This is a genomic window from Paraburkholderia tagetis, from assembly GCF_022213065.1.
Lineage (GTDB): Bacteria > Pseudomonadota > Gammaproteobacteria > Burkholderiales > Burkholderiaceae > Paraburkholderia > Paraburkholderia tagetis.
This window is the reverse complement of the sequence record NZ_JAKLJA010000042.1, coordinates 35,838-54,768: the sequence shown is the minus strand read 5'-3', so window position 1 is coordinate 54,768 and position 18,931 is coordinate 35,838. Positions and strand designations below refer to the sequence as shown.

17 protein-coding genes are annotated in these 18,931 nt (G+C 60.6%); 8 read left to right on the top strand and 9 right to left on the bottom strand.

The window, feature by feature from the left end; genetic code table 11:
• Nucleotides 1-328 precede the first annotated feature (328 nt).
• Entirely contained in the window at nucleotides 329-934 is a 606-nt protein-coding gene (locus L5014_RS31530; protein WP_238467712.1) for a hypothetical protein, read from the bottom strand.
• Nucleotides 935-1,055: 121 nt separating this feature from the next.
• Nucleotides 1,056-2,336 (bottom strand): RES family NAD+ phosphorylase, encoded by a 1,281-nt coding sequence (locus L5014_RS31525; RefSeq protein WP_238467711.1) that lies wholly within the window; start codon nucleotides 2,334-2,336, stop codon nucleotides 1,056-1,058.
• 285 nt (nucleotides 2,337-2,621) lie between these two features.
• Here L5014_RS31525 and L5014_RS31520 point away from each other — a divergent pair, with 285 nt between their 5' ends.
• The gene (locus L5014_RS31520; RefSeq protein ID WP_338019359.1) at nucleotides 2,622-3,506 is read left to right on the top strand and encodes a restriction endonuclease; all 885 of its coding nucleotides are present in this window, start codon (nucleotides 2,622-2,624) and stop codon (nucleotides 3,504-3,506) included.
• Nucleotides 3,507-3,534: 28 nt separating this feature from the next.
• Here L5014_RS31520 and L5014_RS31515 read toward each other — a convergent pair whose 3' ends face one another.
• The 5 genes from L5014_RS31515 to dnaA form a co-directional block, all read right to left on the bottom strand.
• A complete protein-coding gene (locus L5014_RS31515) occupies nucleotides 3,535-3,879 on the bottom strand; it encodes a helix-turn-helix domain-containing protein (RefSeq protein ID WP_238467710.1) in 345 nt (114 codons plus the stop codon).
• Nucleotides 3,880-4,014: 135 nt separating this feature from the next.
• A complete protein-coding gene (locus tag L5014_RS31510; RefSeq protein ID WP_238467709.1) occupies nucleotides 4,015-4,857 on the bottom strand; it encodes a hypothetical protein in 843 nt (280 codons plus the stop codon).
• 769 nt (nucleotides 4,858-5,626) lie between these two features.
• Nucleotides 5,627-8,098, bottom strand: a complete 2,472-nt coding sequence (gene gyrB, locus L5014_RS31505; RefSeq protein WP_238467708.1) for a DNA topoisomerase (ATP-hydrolyzing) subunit B — start codon at nucleotides 8,096-8,098, stop codon at nucleotides 5,627-5,629.
• 113 nt (nucleotides 8,099-8,211) lie between these two features.
• A complete protein-coding gene (gene dnaN, locus L5014_RS31500; RefSeq protein ID WP_238467707.1) occupies nucleotides 8,212-9,315 on the bottom strand; it encodes a DNA polymerase III subunit beta in 1,104 nt (367 codons plus the stop codon).
• A 271-nt stretch (nucleotides 9,316-9,586) separates the two neighbouring features.
• A complete protein-coding gene (dnaA, locus tag L5014_RS31495) occupies nucleotides 9,587-11,215 on the bottom strand; it encodes a chromosomal replication initiator protein DnaA (protein WP_238467706.1) in 1,629 nt (542 codons plus the stop codon).
• Nucleotides 11,216-11,638: 423 nt separating this feature from the next.
• Here dnaA and rpmH point away from each other — a divergent pair, with 423 nt between their 5' ends.
• The 4 genes from rpmH (at nucleotide 11,639) to yidC (ending at nucleotide 14,385) form a co-directional block, all read left to right on the top strand.
• Nucleotides 11,639-11,773, top strand: coding sequence for a 50S ribosomal protein L34 (gene rpmH / locus L5014_RS31490; protein ID WP_004198824.1), 135 nt, complete (start codon nucleotides 11,639-11,641; stop codon nucleotides 11,771-11,773).
• A 75-nt stretch (nucleotides 11,774-11,848) separates the two neighbouring features.
• Nucleotides 11,849-12,325 (top strand): ribonuclease P protein component, encoded by a 477-nt coding sequence (gene rnpA, locus L5014_RS31485; protein ID WP_420800172.1) that lies wholly within the window; start codon nucleotides 11,849-11,851, stop codon nucleotides 12,323-12,325.
• A 98-nt stretch (nucleotides 12,326-12,423) separates the two neighbouring features.
• Nucleotides 12,424-12,654 (top strand): membrane protein insertion efficiency factor YidD, encoded by a 231-nt coding sequence (gene yidD, locus L5014_RS31480; protein ID WP_238467717.1) that lies wholly within the window; start codon nucleotides 12,424-12,426, stop codon nucleotides 12,652-12,654.
• Between the two features lie 30 nt (nucleotides 12,655-12,684).
• A complete protein-coding gene (yidC, locus tag L5014_RS31475) occupies nucleotides 12,685-14,385 on the top strand; it encodes a membrane protein insertase YidC (RefSeq protein WP_238467705.1) in 1,701 nt (566 codons plus the stop codon).
• Between the two features lie 175 nt (nucleotides 14,386-14,560).
• Here yidC and L5014_RS31470 read toward each other — a convergent pair whose 3' ends face one another.
• Entirely contained in the window at nucleotides 14,561-14,983 is a 423-nt protein-coding gene (locus L5014_RS31470) for a transcriptional regulator (RefSeq protein ID WP_238467704.1), read from the bottom strand.
• Nucleotides 14,984-15,417: 434 nt separating this feature from the next.
• Between L5014_RS31470 and mnmE the strand changes: the two genes are divergently transcribed.
• Entirely contained in the window at nucleotides 15,418-16,818 is a 1,401-nt protein-coding gene (gene mnmE / locus L5014_RS31465; RefSeq protein ID WP_238467716.1) for a tRNA uridine-5-carboxymethylaminomethyl(34) synthesis GTPase MnmE, read from the top strand.
• Nucleotides 16,819-16,865: 47 nt separating this feature from the next.
• Complete coding sequence (locus tag L5014_RS31460) at nucleotides 16,866-17,261, top strand: hypothetical protein (protein ID WP_238467703.1); 396 nt, start codon at nucleotides 16,866-16,868, stop codon at nucleotides 17,259-17,261.
• Nucleotides 17,262-17,297: 36 nt separating this feature from the next.
• On the opposite strand, the gene L5014_RS31455 is transcribed toward L5014_RS31460, so the two are convergent.
• Nucleotides 17,298-17,993 carry a phosphatase PAP2 family protein gene (locus L5014_RS31455; protein WP_238467702.1) on the bottom strand — a complete coding sequence of 232 codons (696 nt, stop codon included), beginning with the start codon at nucleotides 17,991-17,993 and terminating at the stop codon, nucleotides 17,298-17,300.
• Between the two features lie 296 nt (nucleotides 17,994-18,289).
• Here L5014_RS31455 and L5014_RS31450 point away from each other — a divergent pair, with 296 nt between their 5' ends.
• On the top strand, nucleotides 18,290-18,496 hold the full coding sequence (locus L5014_RS31450) for a hypothetical protein (protein ID WP_238467701.1): 207 nt from the start codon (nucleotides 18,290-18,292) through the stop codon (nucleotides 18,494-18,496).
• Nucleotides 18,497-18,931 lie beyond the last annotated feature (435 nt).

Here is an 18,931-nt window from a genome sequence, read left to right as displayed (position 1 = left end):
GAATAGCACCGGAACCCATTTCTTCGCAAAATTCATCACAGAAAGGCAGGACCCCGAGACATTCGAGATGTTCCGACTGGGAACCTAGCCGAAAATGGGCTCGAATTCGGCACTCACGAGTTCAGTGACGTCCTCGTCTCGCAACAATGGCGTGGAGGCAGCGCGCGGAGCGCTGCGATACTGCTGCGCGCAGCTTAGCTTCTCATGGCCGTCGGTTAGGCTGTCGAATCCGAGTCTGCATCTGGAAGCCACGCGGTGCAGTGCTCGAGGGTCACGTAGTCCGACTGCCAGACTCCGGCTGCTGCGTGCTATTCCCTTCGGGCATGGGCTAGATGGGCGGCGCCGACTCACGATTCTTGACGCGCTGCTCATACTGCAAAACACGGTCGCTTAGTGTTTTCAACGCGTCTCCCCCGTGCTGATGAAGCTGTGCGGTCGGTAGTCCCGACCGATATCGCACCTTGGCAGCCAGTTCCCAAGCTTGCATTCCGAGCCGCGCACAGCCGAGCGTTACCTCGTCACACGTGCCGAATGGGTCATCGAATTCGCTACTGTTCCGAATGTACTGGGCAATCTCCCTATGTGCGTTGGGAAACTCGCGCAGTTGCGCTGCTGTATCCTTCGGCAGCCACTTCCACTGGATTTCGTTAGGGTACGAGAAAGCTGGAAGCCGCACTTGACGCAAGGGTTCGTAGCTAACGTACCGACTTGCCTCCGCCTGCGCTTCGCTGTCTGTGTAAATCATCTGAACGCAAGCACGCATGTAGCCTTCGAGTTCTTCGACCGCTAGCAGCGCAGCGAGGAACGACTCCCGGTCTCGTTCACGCCTGTCTTTGCCTCGTGCGAACAAGCCGTTAATTACAGAGCTCACCACCGAGCCGATAACAGCAGATGACGCCGCAATTTTCAACCAGTCGTAAGTCTCGAGTGCCATAGCGTTCCATGCGCTTGCCGTTTTGCCGGCCTTTGAATCCGTCGAATTCGTCGCTGGCCGTTGCGCGGCCAAGCTGGCTCGTCGAGGCCGCGCGGTCATTGCAGAGGTGATATACCTTAACCTAATCCGGCCAATCGTCCGAATACGTGTCATCCGGATGTGGTTCGTCATCTTGAAAGACGATAACGTCATTTGCGTCGTCCGGCCGATAGAAGTCCAGCTTCACGTGCGCATAAGAGATGGATTGGGTTCGAAACAGGTTCACCTTTTCGGCGGCGAGAGACACTGGCAAGGCGAGAGGCTCGCCAAACTCGTTGAGCACCGCATTCGGAAATAGCACGATGTTCGTCCCGTTCTGGCGCTGGGTCGATTTGAACAAGATGCCATCGAACGACGGAGCGGCGACGTGGGAAAGGAATTCCGCCATCGTTTGGGTGATGAGATAGTCAGACTCGTGACCAGGCGTGACGGGTTGGGCAATCAGAGTATGAAGTATCTTCAGAAAGTTCCGGCGCTTCAGTTGCTTTTGATAGTCAGGTTGAAAATAGCTAAGCGGTTTGCTTGAACGCGCAGTCTCAAGCCGCTCGAAATCCAATACGCGCAGGGGCCTGTTTGTTCGCAGTTCAATCAGCGCGATGTCATTGCCAATCGCGGGGCGCATTTCTGCTAGGCAGGTTGGCGACTCTAGCGACGCATAGAAGACGGAAATCCCTTCCGCGTTCATCCTGCCAGCCCGCGCGAGGTGCGGCGGCGGTGGGCCGATGTGCGCCAAAGGGTCGTCGACCATCTCGGTAAGCAGTGAGGAGCTCGTAACCACCCGTGCTCGAAAGAGTCGCGTACCGGTTCGGAGTGTACGTACGACCGGTGACCGCGGCTTGCCGGGCAAGTGCATATGCTCGACATCGGCGAACAACTCAGCGAAAAACTTGTGGGCTTTCTCGCTGAAGAAACGCCTCCTATGCCGCACGTCCTGAAGGGTCTCCTGCCACGCGAGCCCGAACTCCCCTCCACTGTGCCTGACCTCCTCGTAATCCATCGTCTCATCCCAGAAAGGCTCTCCGCCATCCCCGGGATAGAAGAATTCGCTTTCTATAACGGCGTCGATTATTTCGTTCTGGAAGTCGAAATACTGTCCGAGAAAGTTCTGCACCCAATGTTCGAGCGGGTCGCCAAGGCGGCGGTAACTAACGCTGTCGCTGTCGCCCTCACCGAAATAAGGTACCTCACGGCCCCAACCCAGGTTTTCGCGCATGACGGGCTCGAGCCATTCGGCGAGTTGTTCGACGGATATACCTTCCCGCCGTTCCTCGCAGACCCTGCACTCGTCAACACCCCCGACCCGTTGTACTCTTTCACGGAGGACGGAATCTTCGAAGCAGGCGTAGCAAATGTGGTCAGTCAAGATAATTCCTTGATGTTCGGACGCGTCGATGAAACGCAGAGCTTGCGCAGAATAATACGAAGAGGCTGTCCGTAGGGTTGTCGATACTACGCTGAGTTCGTAACGATGCGCGCGGACGGTTACGTGTCGTTGGCCGCCTTCGTCGATGCTTCACACGGGTGCAATGCTTGGCTCATGTTCAGGCATACTTTCTTCGTTTCCCAAGACTGGAAGCCAGAAGAGCGGCAGCCTGCGGTGCAGGCGGAAGACTGATGCCGGCATGATTACCCACCAGGCAGAGACCTTATGCAACGCATGAAGACGCCGAATATTCGAACCTTCGACATGAAACTCGTGGATGACTTGTTTGAAATGAATGGCGGGTATGTGCTCAATTTCTCTGACCGAACCATGGGCATATTCTTTCTGGAAGAGCTCGACGTCGACATCGATGACCCAGCCTACCGCGATAACGGCCCATCCAAAGCGAAACGATTAAGGTGCTTTTTGAACAAGGTGGACTTGGGTACCGCCGTTAAGACGCTCAAGGTTCTGTGGAAATATCGCGAAGCCGTTCGGCAGTCGCAGGGGCGGGAAGACTGGGTAGTCAACGCCGAAGGACAGTTCCTCTCGTTGATTAACCGCCTCGAGGGCAAGCCGGAAGGAGCCGGTAGAACAAATCCTCCCCCCAAGCCGGCGCTGGATGTCCAACGAATCGCGGGACTCAAGAGCAAACTTCTTGAACTGTCGTCGTTGGCACCTCAGCCACGAGGCTACGCGTTTGAGGCGTGGCTCAAGGACGCGTTTGACTGTTTCGGCCTCGAAGCGCGAGAACCTTTTCGCCATCGCGGGGAGCAGATAGACGGCAGCTTCGTGCTGCAGGGAGAAACCTATCTTGTCGAAGCGAAGTGGCAGTCCGAACTCACTGGAGCGGCCGATTTGCATGCGTTTCACGGGAAGCTTGAGCAGAAAGCCGCATGGGCGCGCGGCCTGTTTGTGAGCAACAGCGGGTTCACGGCAGACGGGTTAGCTGCCTTCGGTCGAGGCAAGCGTGTCATCTGTATGGATGGACTCGACCTGTTCGACGCGCTGGACAGACAACTGCCCTTGAACCATGTGCTCGAACGGAAGGTTCGACGCGCGGCGGAGTCGGGACTTCCCTTCGAGCGCGTTAGGGACCTTTTCGCGTGAGAATGCGATGGGCGCGCTGGCTCCGATGCTAGAGCGCGAGCCTCATCTGTCGGCTTGCCAGGTCGCGAGGCGCCTTCGAGGTCGTGGTGACTGCGACGCCCTCAACGTTGCCCGTGAGGGCATACAAGCCCACAACGTGCATCCGGCCGCATTCGGATGGCTGATGCACCCAGGACGTGTTGATGCGGTACCCCTCCTTGCGCAACTCAGCAATACGCGCCCGCGGGTCGACGATGTCGAGAAACCGCATTGCCTCGAGCGTCGTCACCCCTCCGCGAAACCTCATAGCCAGAAGCAGGCGTGCACGCTGATGCGCGGCGGTGTTATCCGGCCAGTTGTCGATGATGCGGCTGAAGGACAGGAAATTGTGCATTCGAAGCAGTGGTAGTTGAGACAAGGCGTATTGTTCGCCTTCTGCCTCGAGACACTGCTACCGAAATACCCCGCAAACCGACCAGAAAATCATCCGGCCGAAATTCGGCAGATTTTGACGCCTATTTCGGCCGCCTCATTCTGCTGGAAAGTCGGGCTCAATTCCGGCTTCATCGCGAAGCATGTGCATGAGATTGACGGCGGAGATTGAAGTCGTTTCGTCAGGAATGCGCTTCGCGAGCGCCAGCATCATTTCGAATATCTCGCTGGTCGTCTGCGGCTCTCGGGCCTGGAGGGCAGCCTTCGGTGGGATGCTGGCGCGGTTCAGCAGCAATTGCGTAGTGTTTTCGCTTTCTGCAACCAGCCGGCGGTTCTCCGCGGCGTGCCGCTTGATGGCGTCCCGCTCGTCGTCGGTCAGTATTTTCCGGACGGTGCGGTCGTCCGTGTCTTCCCATACCCGAGCAGCGACCGTGGCAATGAACCTGCCCGGAAAGTCGTCACACATTCCGTAAAGCGCGCGAGCAAGATGCAACACGAAGATGCGCCTCTCGCTGAATGCCGGACGCCCCGCCGACCGGCGTTCGACGGTCGATGCAGCGTCCCGAAGGCTCTTCAACGAGCCGCGAAAGCTCTTCTCCAATTCCGACGGAACCCAAGACGAGCTTTCAGCCGCAAGCTCGGACTCAAAGGCACCTGCTTTCCTCATCAGCCCGCGAACTGCAGCAGCTGTGGGCAGTGGCTCGGAAGGCTCGCGCTCGAAGCAGGCCACGTACGCGTGCGCGATTTGCGTCACGGCAGCCACCTGCAGCACAGCGCCTTTGCCGAAGACGGATTGCTTGAAGAAGCTGCGTACGCTGGGATAGGCCACGAAACCCTTGAACCAATCGGAGTCCACGCGCGCGGCTTGGTCCAGACGCAAGAAGTAGCAAGCTTCGCTATAGGTCTCGGCCAGCCTCTCGTTCGTTTCCAAAATGGTCATGTGATTGGAGGCTCTGGCGCCGAAGTCGATGCGGAACTAATTATGAACGCCGCTGTGTGATTGAATGTTGTAGCTGAGCGGATGGCGTGGCGGCGCCGGGAAGCGGCGACCGCGTCAAGTGATGCGCCCGGGGACGAAGCCCGGGATGGCCGCTCAGTTTGGCGTCATTCTTGTGCCATTTTTTGCGGATTTCCCCTTCGAAAGTCGGAAATTCTCGCGGCGGAATTAGAAGCGCTTTCCTTGTAAAAACAGTCACCTAGAAGCAAAAACTGGCTTCCGGAGGTCGAGATGTGTTTACGCGTATACGCTTCTAATCTAATCAAACAACGGACCGCAACGCAGCCGCCCACTCACTCCACCGTCACCGACTTCGCCACATTCCACACTTTGTCGACGTTAGATAGAAAGGCATCAACGGCTAAACCCGCTCCGAGTCTTTCGGAGGCGGTATGCGTCGTACGATTGCCGATGGCAAGGAACGACGAATTTATGGTCACGAGGCTGCACGATTTGAAGCTCTGAAGAAAGTCGCTCGCGCACTATGCACGTAGGGCGGTCGACCAGCGCCAGCAGCAGAAGTCGCCTAAAACCCCGCTCCATGATTTGGCGAAACCGCGAAATCGACGGCCACATCAATAAGGGGGCCGTCGTTCTCGCGGCTATGACGTCAGTCAAGTGTCGTCATCCGAGCTATCGGACCGCATCCATCGATAACTGTCTCAGTGGATGCTTCTCAAAATCTCATATTATGGTTCCCGCTACACCACCCTCAAACATCAATATTCCCCGCCCTCAACGCATTGCTCTCGATAAACGCGCGGCGCGGCTCGACGTCATCACCCATGAGCGTCGTGAAAATGCCATCGGCGGCGATCGCATCTTCGATCTGCACGCGCAGCAAACGCCGCACGGACGGATCCATCGTCGTTTCCCAAAGCTGCTCGGGGTTCATCTCGCCAAGCCCCTTATAACGCTGCTTCGAAACATTGCGCTCGGCATCGGCAATCAGCCACTTCATTGCGCTCTTGAAGTTGGTCACGGCCATGCTGCGCTCGCCGCGCTTGATGAGCGCGTTCTTGCCGATCAAGCCCTTGAACGTATTGGCCGTATTCACGAGCTGCTGATAATCGGCGGTGAGCTGGAATTCCTCGTCGATCACCGAGACCTTCACGTTGCCGTGATGGCGGCGCTCCACGCGCAGCGAACGCAGCTCGCGCACCGCGTCGTACATCGGCACGACCGTCACTTCGGGCTTCAGCGGATCGTCGCGCAACTGCGCTTCGAGCGCACGTGCCGAAGCCTCCGTGGAAGCTTCGCTCGACAGATCGATCGCTACGCCGTCCATGATCGCTTCGAGTGCACGCTCGTCGTACAAACGCGAGAGGCGATCCACCACGCCGCGCGCGAGCTGGTACGAGCGCGCAAGCTCGCCCAGCGCGTCGCCGGAAATGGGTGTTGCGCCTTCGCTCGGCACGAGTTCCGAGCTGTGCAGCGCAAGGCGCAGCATGTGCGCGTTGAGGTCCGCCTCATCCTTGAGATAGCGCTCGTCCTTGCCCGCCTTGAGCTTGTAGAGCGGCGGCTGAGCGATGTAGATGTAGCCGCGCTCGACCATCTCCGGCATCTGGCGATAGAAGAACGTGAGCAGCAGCGTGCGGATGTGCGCGCCGTCCACGTCCGCGTCGGTCATGATGATGATGCGGTGATAGCGCAGCTTCTCGAGGTTGTAGTCGTCCTTGCCGATGCCGCAGCCAAGCGCAGTGATCAGCGTGACGATCTGCTCGGAGGAAAGCAGCTTGTCGTAGCGCGCTTTCTCCACGTTGAGCACTTTGCCGCGCAGCGGCAGGATTGCCTGGAACTTGCGGTCGCGGCCCTGCTTGGCCGAGCCGCCTGCCGAGTCGCCCTCGACGATGTAGATTTCCGACTTCGCCGGATCCTTCTCCTGGCAGTCCGCGAGCTTGCCCGGCAGGCCCACGCCGTCGAGCACGCCCTTGCGGCGCGTCATTTCGCGCGCCTTGCGCGCGGCGTCACGCGCACGCGCGGCGTCGACGATCTTGCCGCAGATGGTCTTGGCGTCGTTCGGCGTTTCCAGCAGGAATTCTTCTAGCGCCTTCGCCACGACTTCTTCCACGGGCGCGCGCACTTCGGAGGAAACGAGCTTGTCCTTCGTCTGCGAGCTGAACTTCGGCTCCGGCACCTTCACGGAAAGCACGCAAGACAAACCTTCGCGCATGTCGTCGCCGGAGGTCTCGACCTTCGCCTTCTTCGCGATTTCGTTATCGGCGATGTACTTGTTGATCACACGCGTCATCGCCGCGCGCAAACCGGTCAGGTGCGTGCCGCCGTCGCGCTGCGGGATGTTGTTCGTGAAGCACAGCACGCTTTCGTTGTAGCTGTCGTTCCACTGCATCGCCACTTCGACGCCCACACCGTCCTTCTCGCCCTGGATGTAGAAGATGTTCGGGTGCAGGACAGTCTTGGCCTTGTTGATGTACTCGACGAAGCCCTTCACGCCGCCCCCGAATGCGAAATCGTCTTCCTTGCCGGTGCGCTGGTCGGTCAGGCGAATGCGCACGCCGTTGTTCAGGAACGAGAGTTCGCGAATGCGCTTCGCGAGAATGTCGTAGTGGTACTCGACGCTGCCGAAGATGGTTTCATCGGCCATGAAGTGCACTTCGGTGCCGCGATTTTCGGTGTCGCCGAGCACTTGCATCGGCGAGACGGCGTGGCCGTCGCGCTCTTCGAGCACGCGGTTTTGCGGCACGCCACGGTGGAATTCCATGAAGTGCTTCTTGCCGTCGCGGCGCACGGTGAGGCGCAGAAAGCTCGAGAGCGCGTTCACGCACGAGACGCCCACGCCGTGCAGGCCGCCCGAGACCTTGTAGCTGTTCTGGTCGAACTTGCCGCCCGCGTGCAGCTCGGTCATCACGATTTCGGCGGCGCTGCGCTTCGGATCGTGCTTGTCGTCCATCTTCACGCCCGTGGGAATGCCGCGGCCGTTATCGGTGATCGAGATGGAGTTGTCCGCGTGAATCACCACGTGGATGTCGTTGCAATACCCTGCGAGCGCTTCGTCGATGGAGTTGTCGAGCACTTCGAAAACGAGGTGATGCAGACCGGTGCCGTCCGACGTGTCGCCGATGTACATCCCGGGCCGCTTGCGCACCGCTTCCAGACCCTCGAGGATCTGGATCGACGAGGCGCCGTAGCTGTTGTCGGGTTGCGAGTTGTTCGTATCAGTCATGGAATTTTCCGGTTCTGCGTACTGCCTGTGTTACTGCTCGAGACTTTTTCAAAAAGCCATAAAAACGCCAAAGGGGCGCAGCGCCCCCTGGTGTTCTTCTTCTGTCGCGCTTTTTAGATGCGCATCGGCATCACCACGTACTTGAATTCCTCGTTCTCGGGAATCGTGATGAGCGCGCTGGAGCTGGCGTCGCCGAGGCTCACTTCCAGCATGTCGACCTTCAGGTTCGCGAGGACGTCGAGCAGATACGTGACGTTGAACCCGATGTCGATGGTGTCGCCCTGGTAGGCGATTTCCAGCTCTTCCTGCGCCTCTTCCTGGTCGGCGTTGGTCGACATGATCTTGAGCTGGCCCGGCTCGATGATGCAGCGCACGCCCTTGAATTTGTCGGACGTGAGAATCGCCGCGCGTTGCAGCGAACGTTGCAGTTCTTCGCGGCCGATCTGGAAGGTGTTCTTGTGCGCCTTCGGAATCACGCGCTGGAAGTCGGGGAACTTGCCTTCCACGAGCTTCGAGACGAGCTCGACCTGGCCGAACGTGAACTTCACCTGGGTGGAGCCGATGTCGATATTCAGCGAGTCGTCGATGTCTTCGAGCAGGCGCTGGAGTTCGAGAATGGTCTTGCGCGGGATGATGACTTCCTGGCGCGCGAATGAGCCTTCGATTTTCATCGACGAGAACGCGAGGCGGTGGCCGTCGGTGGCCACGGCCATGAGCTGGTCGCCATCGACGACGAGCAGCATGCCGTTCAGGTAGTAGCGGATGTCCTGCTGCGCCATCGCGAAGTAGACCATGCCGAGCAGTTGGCGGAAGGTCTTTTGCGGCACCGAGAGGTTCGCGCCGAAATCCTTCGCCTGCGCCACCGTGGGGAACTCGTCCGCAGCGAGCGTTTGCAGGGCGAAACGGCTCTTGCCCGACTGCACCGTGAGGCGCTTGTCGGCGAGCGTGAGCGTGACCTGGCCGTCGGGCATCGCGCGCAGGATGTCGAGCAGCTTGCGCGCGGCGACGGTGGTGGCCACCTGGTCGTTGCCGACGCCGAAGTCGGCGGTCGTGGTGATCTGCAACTCGAGGTCGGTCGACAGGAACGAGACGTCGGAACCGGTTTTGGTGATCAGCAGATTGGCGAGGATCGGCAACGTGTGGCGGCGTTCGACAATGCCGCTCACCGTTTGCAGCGGCCTCAGCAGGTTATCGCGTTCGGTCTTGACCAGTTGCATAGAGTTCCTTCGTTGATGTGACGGTCTGCGCACCCCGTCCAGGGCCGGCGCCCGGCGTTCATTTGGCATTCACCCGGCGCCACAAACCCTGGAGCCGCCCTGCAGCGCAGGCCGCGGCGTGAAATCCGCCCGGCGGCCTGGCCGCAGGGCGGTTAAACCCATATTGTGCCTGAAAACGGACCACTCCCCTAAATTGGGGGCGATCCGCGAAATATACAGATGGCGCCGACGAGGTCGGGCCGCGCGGACGCTAACGGCACCACCCGGGGCCTCAGCCCTTGAGCGTCTGTTCGAGCACGTGCAGCTCGTGATTGAGCTGGGCGTCCTTGGTGCGTTCGTCGGCGATCTTGCGCACGGCGTGCAGCACCGTCGTGTGGTCGCGCCCGCCGAACAGCTCGCCGATTTCCGGCAGGCTCTTCTGCGTGAGCTCCTTGGCCAGATACATCGCGATCTGGCGCGGCCGCGCGATGTTCGCGGGGCGCTTTTTCGAGTACATGTCGGCGACTTTGATGCTGTAGAAGTCAGCCACCGTCTTCTGGATGTTTTCCACCGAAATCTGGCGGTTCTGCACCGTCAGCAGGTCTTTGAGCGCTTCCCTGGTGAGCTCGATGGAAATGTCGCGGCCATGGAATTTCGAGTACGCGAGGATCTTGCGCAGCGCGCCTTCGAGTTCGCGCACGTTCGAGCGCAGGTGCTTGGCGACGAAGAACGCCACGTCCTCGTTCAGGCTCACGCCTTCCGACTGCGCCTTGCGCATCAGAATCGCCACGCGCATTTCCAGCTCTGGCGGCTCGATCGCCACGGTCAGGCCCGAGTCGAAGCGCGAGATCAGACGGTCGTCGATACCCGAAATTTCCTTCGGATACGTATCGCTCGTGATGATCACCTGCGCCTTGTTGGCGACCAGCGCCTCGAACGCGTAGAAGAATTCTTCCTGGGTGCGCGACTTGCCCGAGAAGAACTGAATATCGTCGATCAGCAGCAGGTCGAGCGAATGGTAGTAGCGCTTGAAATCGTCGAACGCCTTGCGCTGGTACGCCTTCACCACGTCGGACACGTATTGCTCCGCGTGGATGTAGCGGATGCGCGCGCCCGGCTTGTCGATCAAAAGCTGATTGCCGATCGCGTGGATCAGGTGGGTCTTGCCGAGGCCCACGCCGCCGTACAGAAACAGCGGGTTGTACGAGATGCCGGGGTTGTCGGCCACCTGAATAGCCGCCGCGCGGGCGAGCTGGTTCGCCTTACCCGTCACGAAGTTGTCGAACGTGAGCACCGGGTTGAGCTTCGAGCGCTCGTAGGTCGGGTCGGGTTCGCCGCTCGAGGCAGCAGCCGCCGCACTTTGGCCGGGCCGCCAGCCACGGCGGCCTGCGGCGGCTTCGTTGGCGTCGAGGCTCGGCAGGTCGAGGTCGGCGGCATCTTCGGCGGCTTGCGCGCCAGCCGCGCCCTGCGCCGCTGCGTGCGTCATGCCCACAAAGCCCGCGAGCGCAGCGGAGGCCGGGCCCGGCTGGGACATGCCAGTGTGGGACATACCCGCCGCGGCGCCCAGATGTTGAGATTGCGACTGAGCCGCGGCGTGCGTGGCTTCGGCGTGCGCTGCCGCCAGCGGCGCGCGCGGGGCAGCAGCCGTTGCTACGTGCGGCGCGCGCATGCCCGCCTTCGGGTCGAGGATGAACTGCACGTCGACGGGGGTCTGCCAGAAATCGCGGGCCAGATCGGTGATGCGGCCCGAAAACTGGCTCTTGACCCAGTCGAGCTTGAAGCGGTTGGGGGCGGCGATCTGCAGCGTATTTGCCGCAGCATCGAAGGCAACCGGGGCCAACGGCTTAATCCACGTCACGTACTGCTGGGGCGTCAGCTCGCGCTCCAGCAGTGCGGAACAGTGTTGCCAGAATTCGTTCATCGAGTTGCTGTGGTCGTTTTGTTTGCATGCATTGCGGTCGCGCCGTTCATGTCGCACAAATGCAACGAGGCCCTGACGAGGCGACAACAAATGCTCCGGGCGCCCGCGCGGCAAGGGTTTTGCGGCAAGCAGGCGGGCCAGAGCGGCATGCAGGATTCTTGGGATAGCCGAGATTCTAACGCCGAAATCCCGTTACCTGGAAGTTATCCACAGGGACGGATCATCGCGGCGCGCCACGGTCCCTTCATTTAGCGACAGAACCGGGTGAGAGCAGAGCCAGCCGCCGCGATGCCCTAACCTATTGACGGCCAACGAAAAACGGGATTAAATAGCGGGTTCCGCGAAAACCAATTTTTTTGTACCACCGGCCATTGCTTTTTCCGCGATGCTCGCCGCGGTCAATTCTCAACAAGTGAGAGCAACATGAAACGTACTTACCAACCTTCCGTTACCCGCCGCAAGCGTACCCATGGCTTCCGCGTGCGTATGAAGACCGCCGGTGGCCGCAAAGTGATCAACGCGCGCCGCGCGAAGGGTCGCAAGCGCCTCGCCATCTAAGCGCGCCGCTTTCCAGTTTTGTCGATAGCATCGCTATCAGCAGAATCGACCACAATCGAAGATAGCGGGCCTGACGTGAAACTGTCGGAAGAAGCGGACGACGCGCGCACTACCTTGTTGCGAACGCAGGCCGCTTTCCCGAAAGCCGCAAGGCTATTGAAAACGGATGAGTTCTCATCCGTTTTTCGTTTGCGCCCCTGGCGCCGCACCGAGCACTTCGTCGTGTACGGTCGGCCCACAGGCAAGGACGCGCGGCTTGGGCTCGTGATCGGCAAGAAGTACGCGCCGCGCGCGGTCACGCGCAACCTGGTGCGCCGCGTTGCCCGCGAGGCGTTTCGCGTGCGCCGCGCGCAGTTCGAAGGCTTCGATCTGCTGCTGCGTCTGCACACGAAATTCGACCGCAAGGCCATGCCGGGCGCCTCGTCGCCGCCGCTCAAGGCGTTGTGCCGCGCCGAAATCGAGACTTTGCTCGAGAAGGCGGCTCGCGAAGCCGGAAAGCGCCGCACCCATGAGTCCGGGCCGCAAGTGCTCGATCGGCCCGCCGGCTCATGAGCACGGCCCACGAACCCGGCGTTTGCGCTGAGCGGGCCGCGCCCGATGGCACGGCCCGAGGTTCGTATTTCTATGCGGAGCAGTCCGACCGCCACGCCATGCAAACGGTACTGATCGCTTTACTGCGTTTCTACAAGCTTGCCGTGAGCCCTCTGCTCGGCAACCGGTGCCGCTTTTACCCTTCCTGTTCGGATTACGCGCGCGAGGCAATCCAGTATCATGGCGCCGCGCGTGGGACTTATCTCGCCGCGAGGCGGCTGTGCCGCTGCCACCCGTTCTCGGCGGGCGGCGTCGACCTGGTCCCCCCTGCACCCCCGAAAAAGCGCTGACGCGCCACTCCATCGACACTGAGACAACGCATGGATATCAAACGCACCGTCCTATGGGTCATCTTCTTCATGTCAGCGGTCATGCTGTACGACAACTGGCAGCGCGACCATGGACGCCAGTCGATGTTCTTCCCGAGCGCGACGCAAACCCAGCAAGGCGCCGCCAGCGGCGCGAAGCCTGCAAGTGCAGCGAACGCGGCTAACGCCGCTTCCGACCTGCCGGCAACGAGCGCGGGCCAGGCGCCCGCGACCACGGCTCAGCCCGCCGAGGCGGCCGCGCAGCTCGTGCATTTCCGCACCGACGTCTATGACGGCGAGATCGACACGCGCGGCGGCACGCTCGCGAAGCTCTCGCTCGTGAAAGAAAGCGCCGACGGCAAGAGCCCCGATCAGTACATGACGCTGTTCGACCACACCAAGGACCACACGTACCTCGCGCGTACGGGTCTGCTGGGTGGCGACTTCCCGAACCACAACGACGTGTACACGGCAGTCAACGGCCCGCGCGAGCTGACCGGCGATGCCAACTCGTTCCACATCAGCCTCGAGTCGCCCGAAAAGGGCGGCGTGAAGGTCAGCAAGACCTACACGTTCACGAAGGGCAGCTACGTGATCGGCGTGGACACGAAGGTGCAGAACGTCGGCAGCACGCCGGTCTCGCCCACGCTCTACATGGAGCTCGTGCGCGACAGCGAGCCGGTGGATACGCCGCGCTTCTCGCATACCTTCATCGGCCCGGCGGTGTACTCGAATGAGCATCACTTCCAGAAGATCTCGTTTAGCGACATCGACAAGAACAAGGCCGACTACGTGAACAAGGCCGACAACGGCTGGATCGCGATGGTGCAGCACTACTTCGCAACGGCGTGGATTCCGCCGCAGGGCGCAAAGCGTGACATCTACGTCGAGAAGTTCGACAACAACCTCTACCGCGTAGGCGTGAAGCAGCCGCTCGGCACGATCGCACCAGGTGCGACCGACAACGTGCAGGCCAGCCTCTTCGCCGGTCCGGAAGAAGAGCGCATGCTCGAAGGCATCGCGCCGGGTCTGGAGCTCGTGAAGGACTACGGCTGGGTGACGATCATCGCCAAGCCGCTCTTCTGGCTGCTCGAGAAGATCCACAGCTACGTGGGCAACTGGGGCTGGGCGATCGTGCTGCTCACGCTGCTCATCAAGGCCGTGTTCTTCCCGCTCTCCGCCGCGAGCTACAAGTCGATGGCGCGCATGAAGGAGATCACGCCGCGTATGCAGGCACTGCGCGAGCGCCTCAAGGGCGACCCGCAGAAGATGAACGCGGCGCTCATGGAGCTCTACAAGACCGAGAAGGTGAATCCGTTCGGCGGCTGTCTGCCGGTGGTGATCCAGATTCCGGTGTTCATCTCGCTGTACTGGGTGCTGCTCTCGTCGGTGGAAATGCGCGGCGCGCCGTGGATTCTCTGGATTCACGACCTCTCGCAGCAGGATCCGTTCTTCATCCTGCCGGTTCTGATGGCCGTTTCGATGTTCGTGCAGACCAAGCTGAACCCAACGCCGCCGGACCCGGTCCAGGCCAAGATGATGATGTTCATGCCGATCGCTTTCTCGGTCATGTTCTTCTTCTTCCCGGCCGGCCTCGTGCTCTATTACGTCGTGAACAACGTGCTGTCGATCGCGCAGCAGTACTACATCACGCGCATGATGGGCAAAAACAAGGCGAAGAAAGACGTCGCTCCGAAAAAGGACGCTGCGTAAGCACAAGGGCGGCGCCGAACCGCCGCCCTCGCCTCACAGCGAGGCAAGCAAAAAAATAAAGCCGCCCGGCTCGAGCCCGGCGGCTTTTTTATTGGTTGCGCCCTGCGGGGGCCTTCTCCAGTGTGCGGCGTTTTGTCTGCTTGCCGCGCCAAAGCGCGACCAGGCCATACTGGCGCTAGATCTTCTTGCCGACGCCGTAGAACTGCGAAACCAGCTCCTCGACCAGATAGCGGTGATGCACGCTCAGCGCCTCGATCTTCGAAGCCAGTTCGAGTGTTTCCTCGGAAAGCGGATATTTCTCATCAGGCTTGCGTGGCTGGGGAACGGCGGCTGTGGCATGGCCCGGCGACGGTCCGTAATGGAGCCAGTGGGCGTCCACGTCGAACCACTTCGCAAGCGTTTCCAGCTTGTCGTTGGTGGGAATGGTGCGACCGCTCAGCCACTTGTGGGCGGTTTGCGGAGACACCGGTTGCTCGCCGTGATGGCGCAGGTTGAACTTGTTGGCGAGGTCGGTGCTGCCACGCAGCTTTTCCGGGGCGCGCTTCATTGCGAACTTGAGACGTTCGGAGAAGGCGGCTTTTTCTTCGATGGTCGGCATGTTTTAAATTGTGCAACCAGCTTTCACCGAAGTTAGCAACCGGTTAGGCGATACATGGCTCATGAAGGCTACATGTCGCCTGAAGTCGTAGGCAGCGCAAGCTCGCTACGGTAACGCCAGACGTCCATCCTGACGGGCGTTTTTCTTGGCCAGCAGTGTTCTTATTCTGATGAATCGCAGTCTAACACAGGACTAATCTTATCTAAATTGAGATAAATTCGGATGAGTCCTGGTGTAATTTTCGCGGGAGGCGCGTCTATGCATCGCGTTACAATCCACGCACTTTCGCGGGCGCGGCCAGGCGAGGCCGGTACGCCGCCTTGCGCGATGCCTCGCCAGCCCCGAATCGTCGGCCGCCCCCGCCTGTCATGCTTTGCCGGCCACACCTCACCGGCCGCATCTAATTTCGTCGAATCACGTTGAATCAGTCCGCCATGCTCGCCACCGATACCGATCCCATAGTCGCCATTGCCACAGCGTCCGGACGCGGTGGGATTGGCGTGGTGCGCGTCTCGGCGGGCCGCGCGGGCGCCGCCGCCGCCGAGGCGCTGATGCAAGCGCTGACCGGCCAGACGCTGAGCCCGCGCCATGCCAGCTACGTGCCGTTCCTCGACGGCGCAGGCACCGTGCTCGACCGCGGCATTGCGCTCTATTTTCCGGCGCCGCATTCGTATACCGGTGAACATGTTTTCGAATTGCAGGGCCACGGCGGTCCGATCGTGCTGCAGCTCGTGCTGCAGCGCTGTATCGATGCGGGCCGCGCATTCGGCCTGCGCCTCGCCGAACCTGGCGAATTCACGCGTCGCGCATTCCTGAACGACAAGCTCGATCTCGCGCAGGCCGAGGCCGTCGCCGATTTGATCGAAGCCAGCACAGAGGCCGCCGCCCGCTCGGCGGGCCGCTCACTGGACGGCGCGTTCTCGCGCGACATCCACGCGCTCGTGGACGATGTCGTGACGCTGCGCATGCTCGTTGAAGCGACACTCGACTTCCCCGAGGAAGAGATCGATTTCCTCGAAGCCGCCGACGCGCGCGGCAAACTCTCGAACATTCGGGCACAGCTCGATCACGTGCTTTCGGAGGCGCGCCAGGGCGCGCTGCTGCGCGAAGGGCTCGCGGTCGTGCTCGCAGGACAGCCGAACGTGGGCAAGTCGTCGCTGCTCAATGCGCTTGCGGGCGCCGAACTCGCGATCGTCACGCCCGTTGCCGGCACGACGCGGGACAAGATTTCGCAGACGATTCAGATCGAAGGCATTCCGCTGCATGTAATCGACACGGCGGGCCTGCGCGACACCGAGGACGAAGTCGAGAAAATTGGCATCGAGCGCACCTGGAACGAGATCGGCCGCGCGGACGTGGTGCTGCACTTGCTCGATGCGCGTGCCGGCATGACCGTTGAAGACGACGCGATCGCCCTGCGCTTTCCTGCGGGCGTGCCGGTCGTGCGTGTGCTCAACAAGACAGATCTGACCGGCGTGGCGCCCGAAGTGACCAGGCGCCAGGCGGACGCTGGCGTTGAAGTGTGCGAGGTGCGGCTATCGGCCAAGCAAGGCGACGGCGTCGCGCTCTTGCGCGCCGAATTGCTGCGCATCGCAGGCTGGCAGGCCGACGCTCAGAGCGTGTATCTAGCGCGCGAGCGCCATCTCATTGCGCTGCGCACGGCGCGCGAACATCTCGCGCAGGCGGCGGCGCATGCGGATCAGAACGCGCAGGCGCTCGATCTGTTTGCCGAAGAGCTGAGACTCGCGCAGGAATCGCTCAATTCGATCACCGGCGAGTTCACGTCCGATGATTTGCTTGGGGTGATTTTCAGCCGATTTTGTATCGGAAAATAACCACCCGCCTCACCTTATCCAAGATCGACCCAATGAAACACGGCTCCATGAAACGCATTGTCGTATCGCTATTTTCCGTGGCCATGGCGGCCACGAGCGCACTCGCTGTGGCCGGGACATCCGCGGTCAGCGACACTTCGAAGGAATCGTGCGCCATCGGGTACGTCACCGGCGTGGGCGGATCGGCGCAAAGCTTTCGCGAATACCAGTCGAGCGACAACAAATATCGCTACCTGGCCGACCATCCCATCCAGTGCCAGGTGTCCGATGAGGGACGCACCTCCGGCTGCGTCGGCGTCGTGAATCTGCGCAAGGAGCGAGTCAGCGTGTACGACGACAGCGGCGATACGACGATGTCCGTGGTCACGCGCGTAGAGCTCGAACACGGCACGTATCCGGTGATTATCGTCGTCCGCAAGCAGGACGTTCGGTGCGAGGAGTGAGCGCGGCGCAAGCTCGTCAACGCCCCTCCCCGCCGCTCATAGCATCACTTTCGCGACCGAATGCGCGAGCATCAGCAGATCGTTGAACTGCGTGACCAGCTCGAAACACACGAGAAATGCGAACACCGAAGCGGGCCCCGGAAAGCGCATCATCCAGCGCAGAGTCGGCGCGGCGGTGCGCCCGCGCACGGAGTCGCGCGTCAGGATCCAGGTAATGACAATGCCGATTGCGGCACCGGCCAGCAAATCGGTCGGGTAGTGAAAGCCAAGATACGCGCGCGGCAGGCAAATAAAAATCGCCGTGTACAAAAGCGCCAATGCGCCCACTGTGCGCCAGACCAGAAAGATCCCCATCGCAATCGCCGCCCATAGCATGGCGTGGTCGCTCGGGAAGGAACTGAAACCGGTCAATCCGCTATCGCGCAGCGATTCCATTGCGAAATGCAAGTGCAGATCCTGATTGAAGATCGGTCGCGTCCTGAATGGCAGAAAATGCGCCATAAAACGGCCGACAGCAAGCGCGAGCAGGCCGCTCGCCACTGTCGCGATCACCATCTCGCGCCGCCATTCGCGGCTCTCACCAGGCTGAAACCAGATCCACCACAGCAATGGGATCAGTAAAAATCCTTTGAAGGTATAAAGCCCCGCAATCACTCTTATCGCGTGATCCGCGAGCGGGGCGAGATGTATTTGTGTAAGAAAAGTCAGAATGACTGAGTCGAAAGCATTCATTTATTGCGGCCATTCCGCTGGTTTATTCATATGAAATGCGGTCCGACACTAAAATCAAGACGCGCTATTTGCCCAGAAGCTGCCCTGGAAATTCCGCATCCTAAATTCCTCACTAAGCCGCTACCGTAAGGAATCGAAAGCAAGTGTAAGCAAGACGCGTAAATACGCGGCTTGTAGCGAATCCGTCCGCCTGTGGCTCTTGCTGCGCGGGTCTTGTGGCTTTGTAAACTCCCGTCACATATCGTTTCCTTTTTCAACGACGCTCCCACCGACAATACGTGCATTGGGAGAAAACGATGAACACAATTCGACTTTGCTGCGCCATCGCGCTGGCCATGACACTGGCGAGCCTCACGGGCTGCGTCGTGGCCCCGCCTTATGCCTACGCGCCTGCTCCCGCATACGGTTATGGCTACGGCTACGCGCCTGGCTACTATGCGGTGCCGTCCGTCGGTATTGGGATTGGCGTCGGCGGCTACTATGGCCACGGCTGGCGACACTGAGCGCACCCGCGCGACCCCAGGATATCTCCCGATTCAAGCCCATGATGGGCACGTCGGGAAGGCTGAACGCGCCTGCCAGCAAGGGCTCCGGTGCAGGAGCCGCGTCGGCCTGCCTGAGCCCTATTCACTGCGCCCTATCCATTGTGATAGCTGTGCACGCTTCGCCGGCGCACTAGAGTGACGGCTCGTATCGCCAGACCTGCCACCAGCCTTCGCAGCAGTCCGGCACGACCGATTGACCCTGATAGACCCAGATTAACCTCACCATGTAACCCGAGCATGGATTAGCCCGCCAATGAGCGGGCTTTTTTCTTTTTGGGCGCGCGGTGGCGATTTCCGCAGATCAATAGCCAATTCGCAGACAAAAAAAATGCCGCGGCAGGGGCCGCGGCCAAGAGCTTGCCACTACTAACTACACGGCGCGAGGGGACGTCG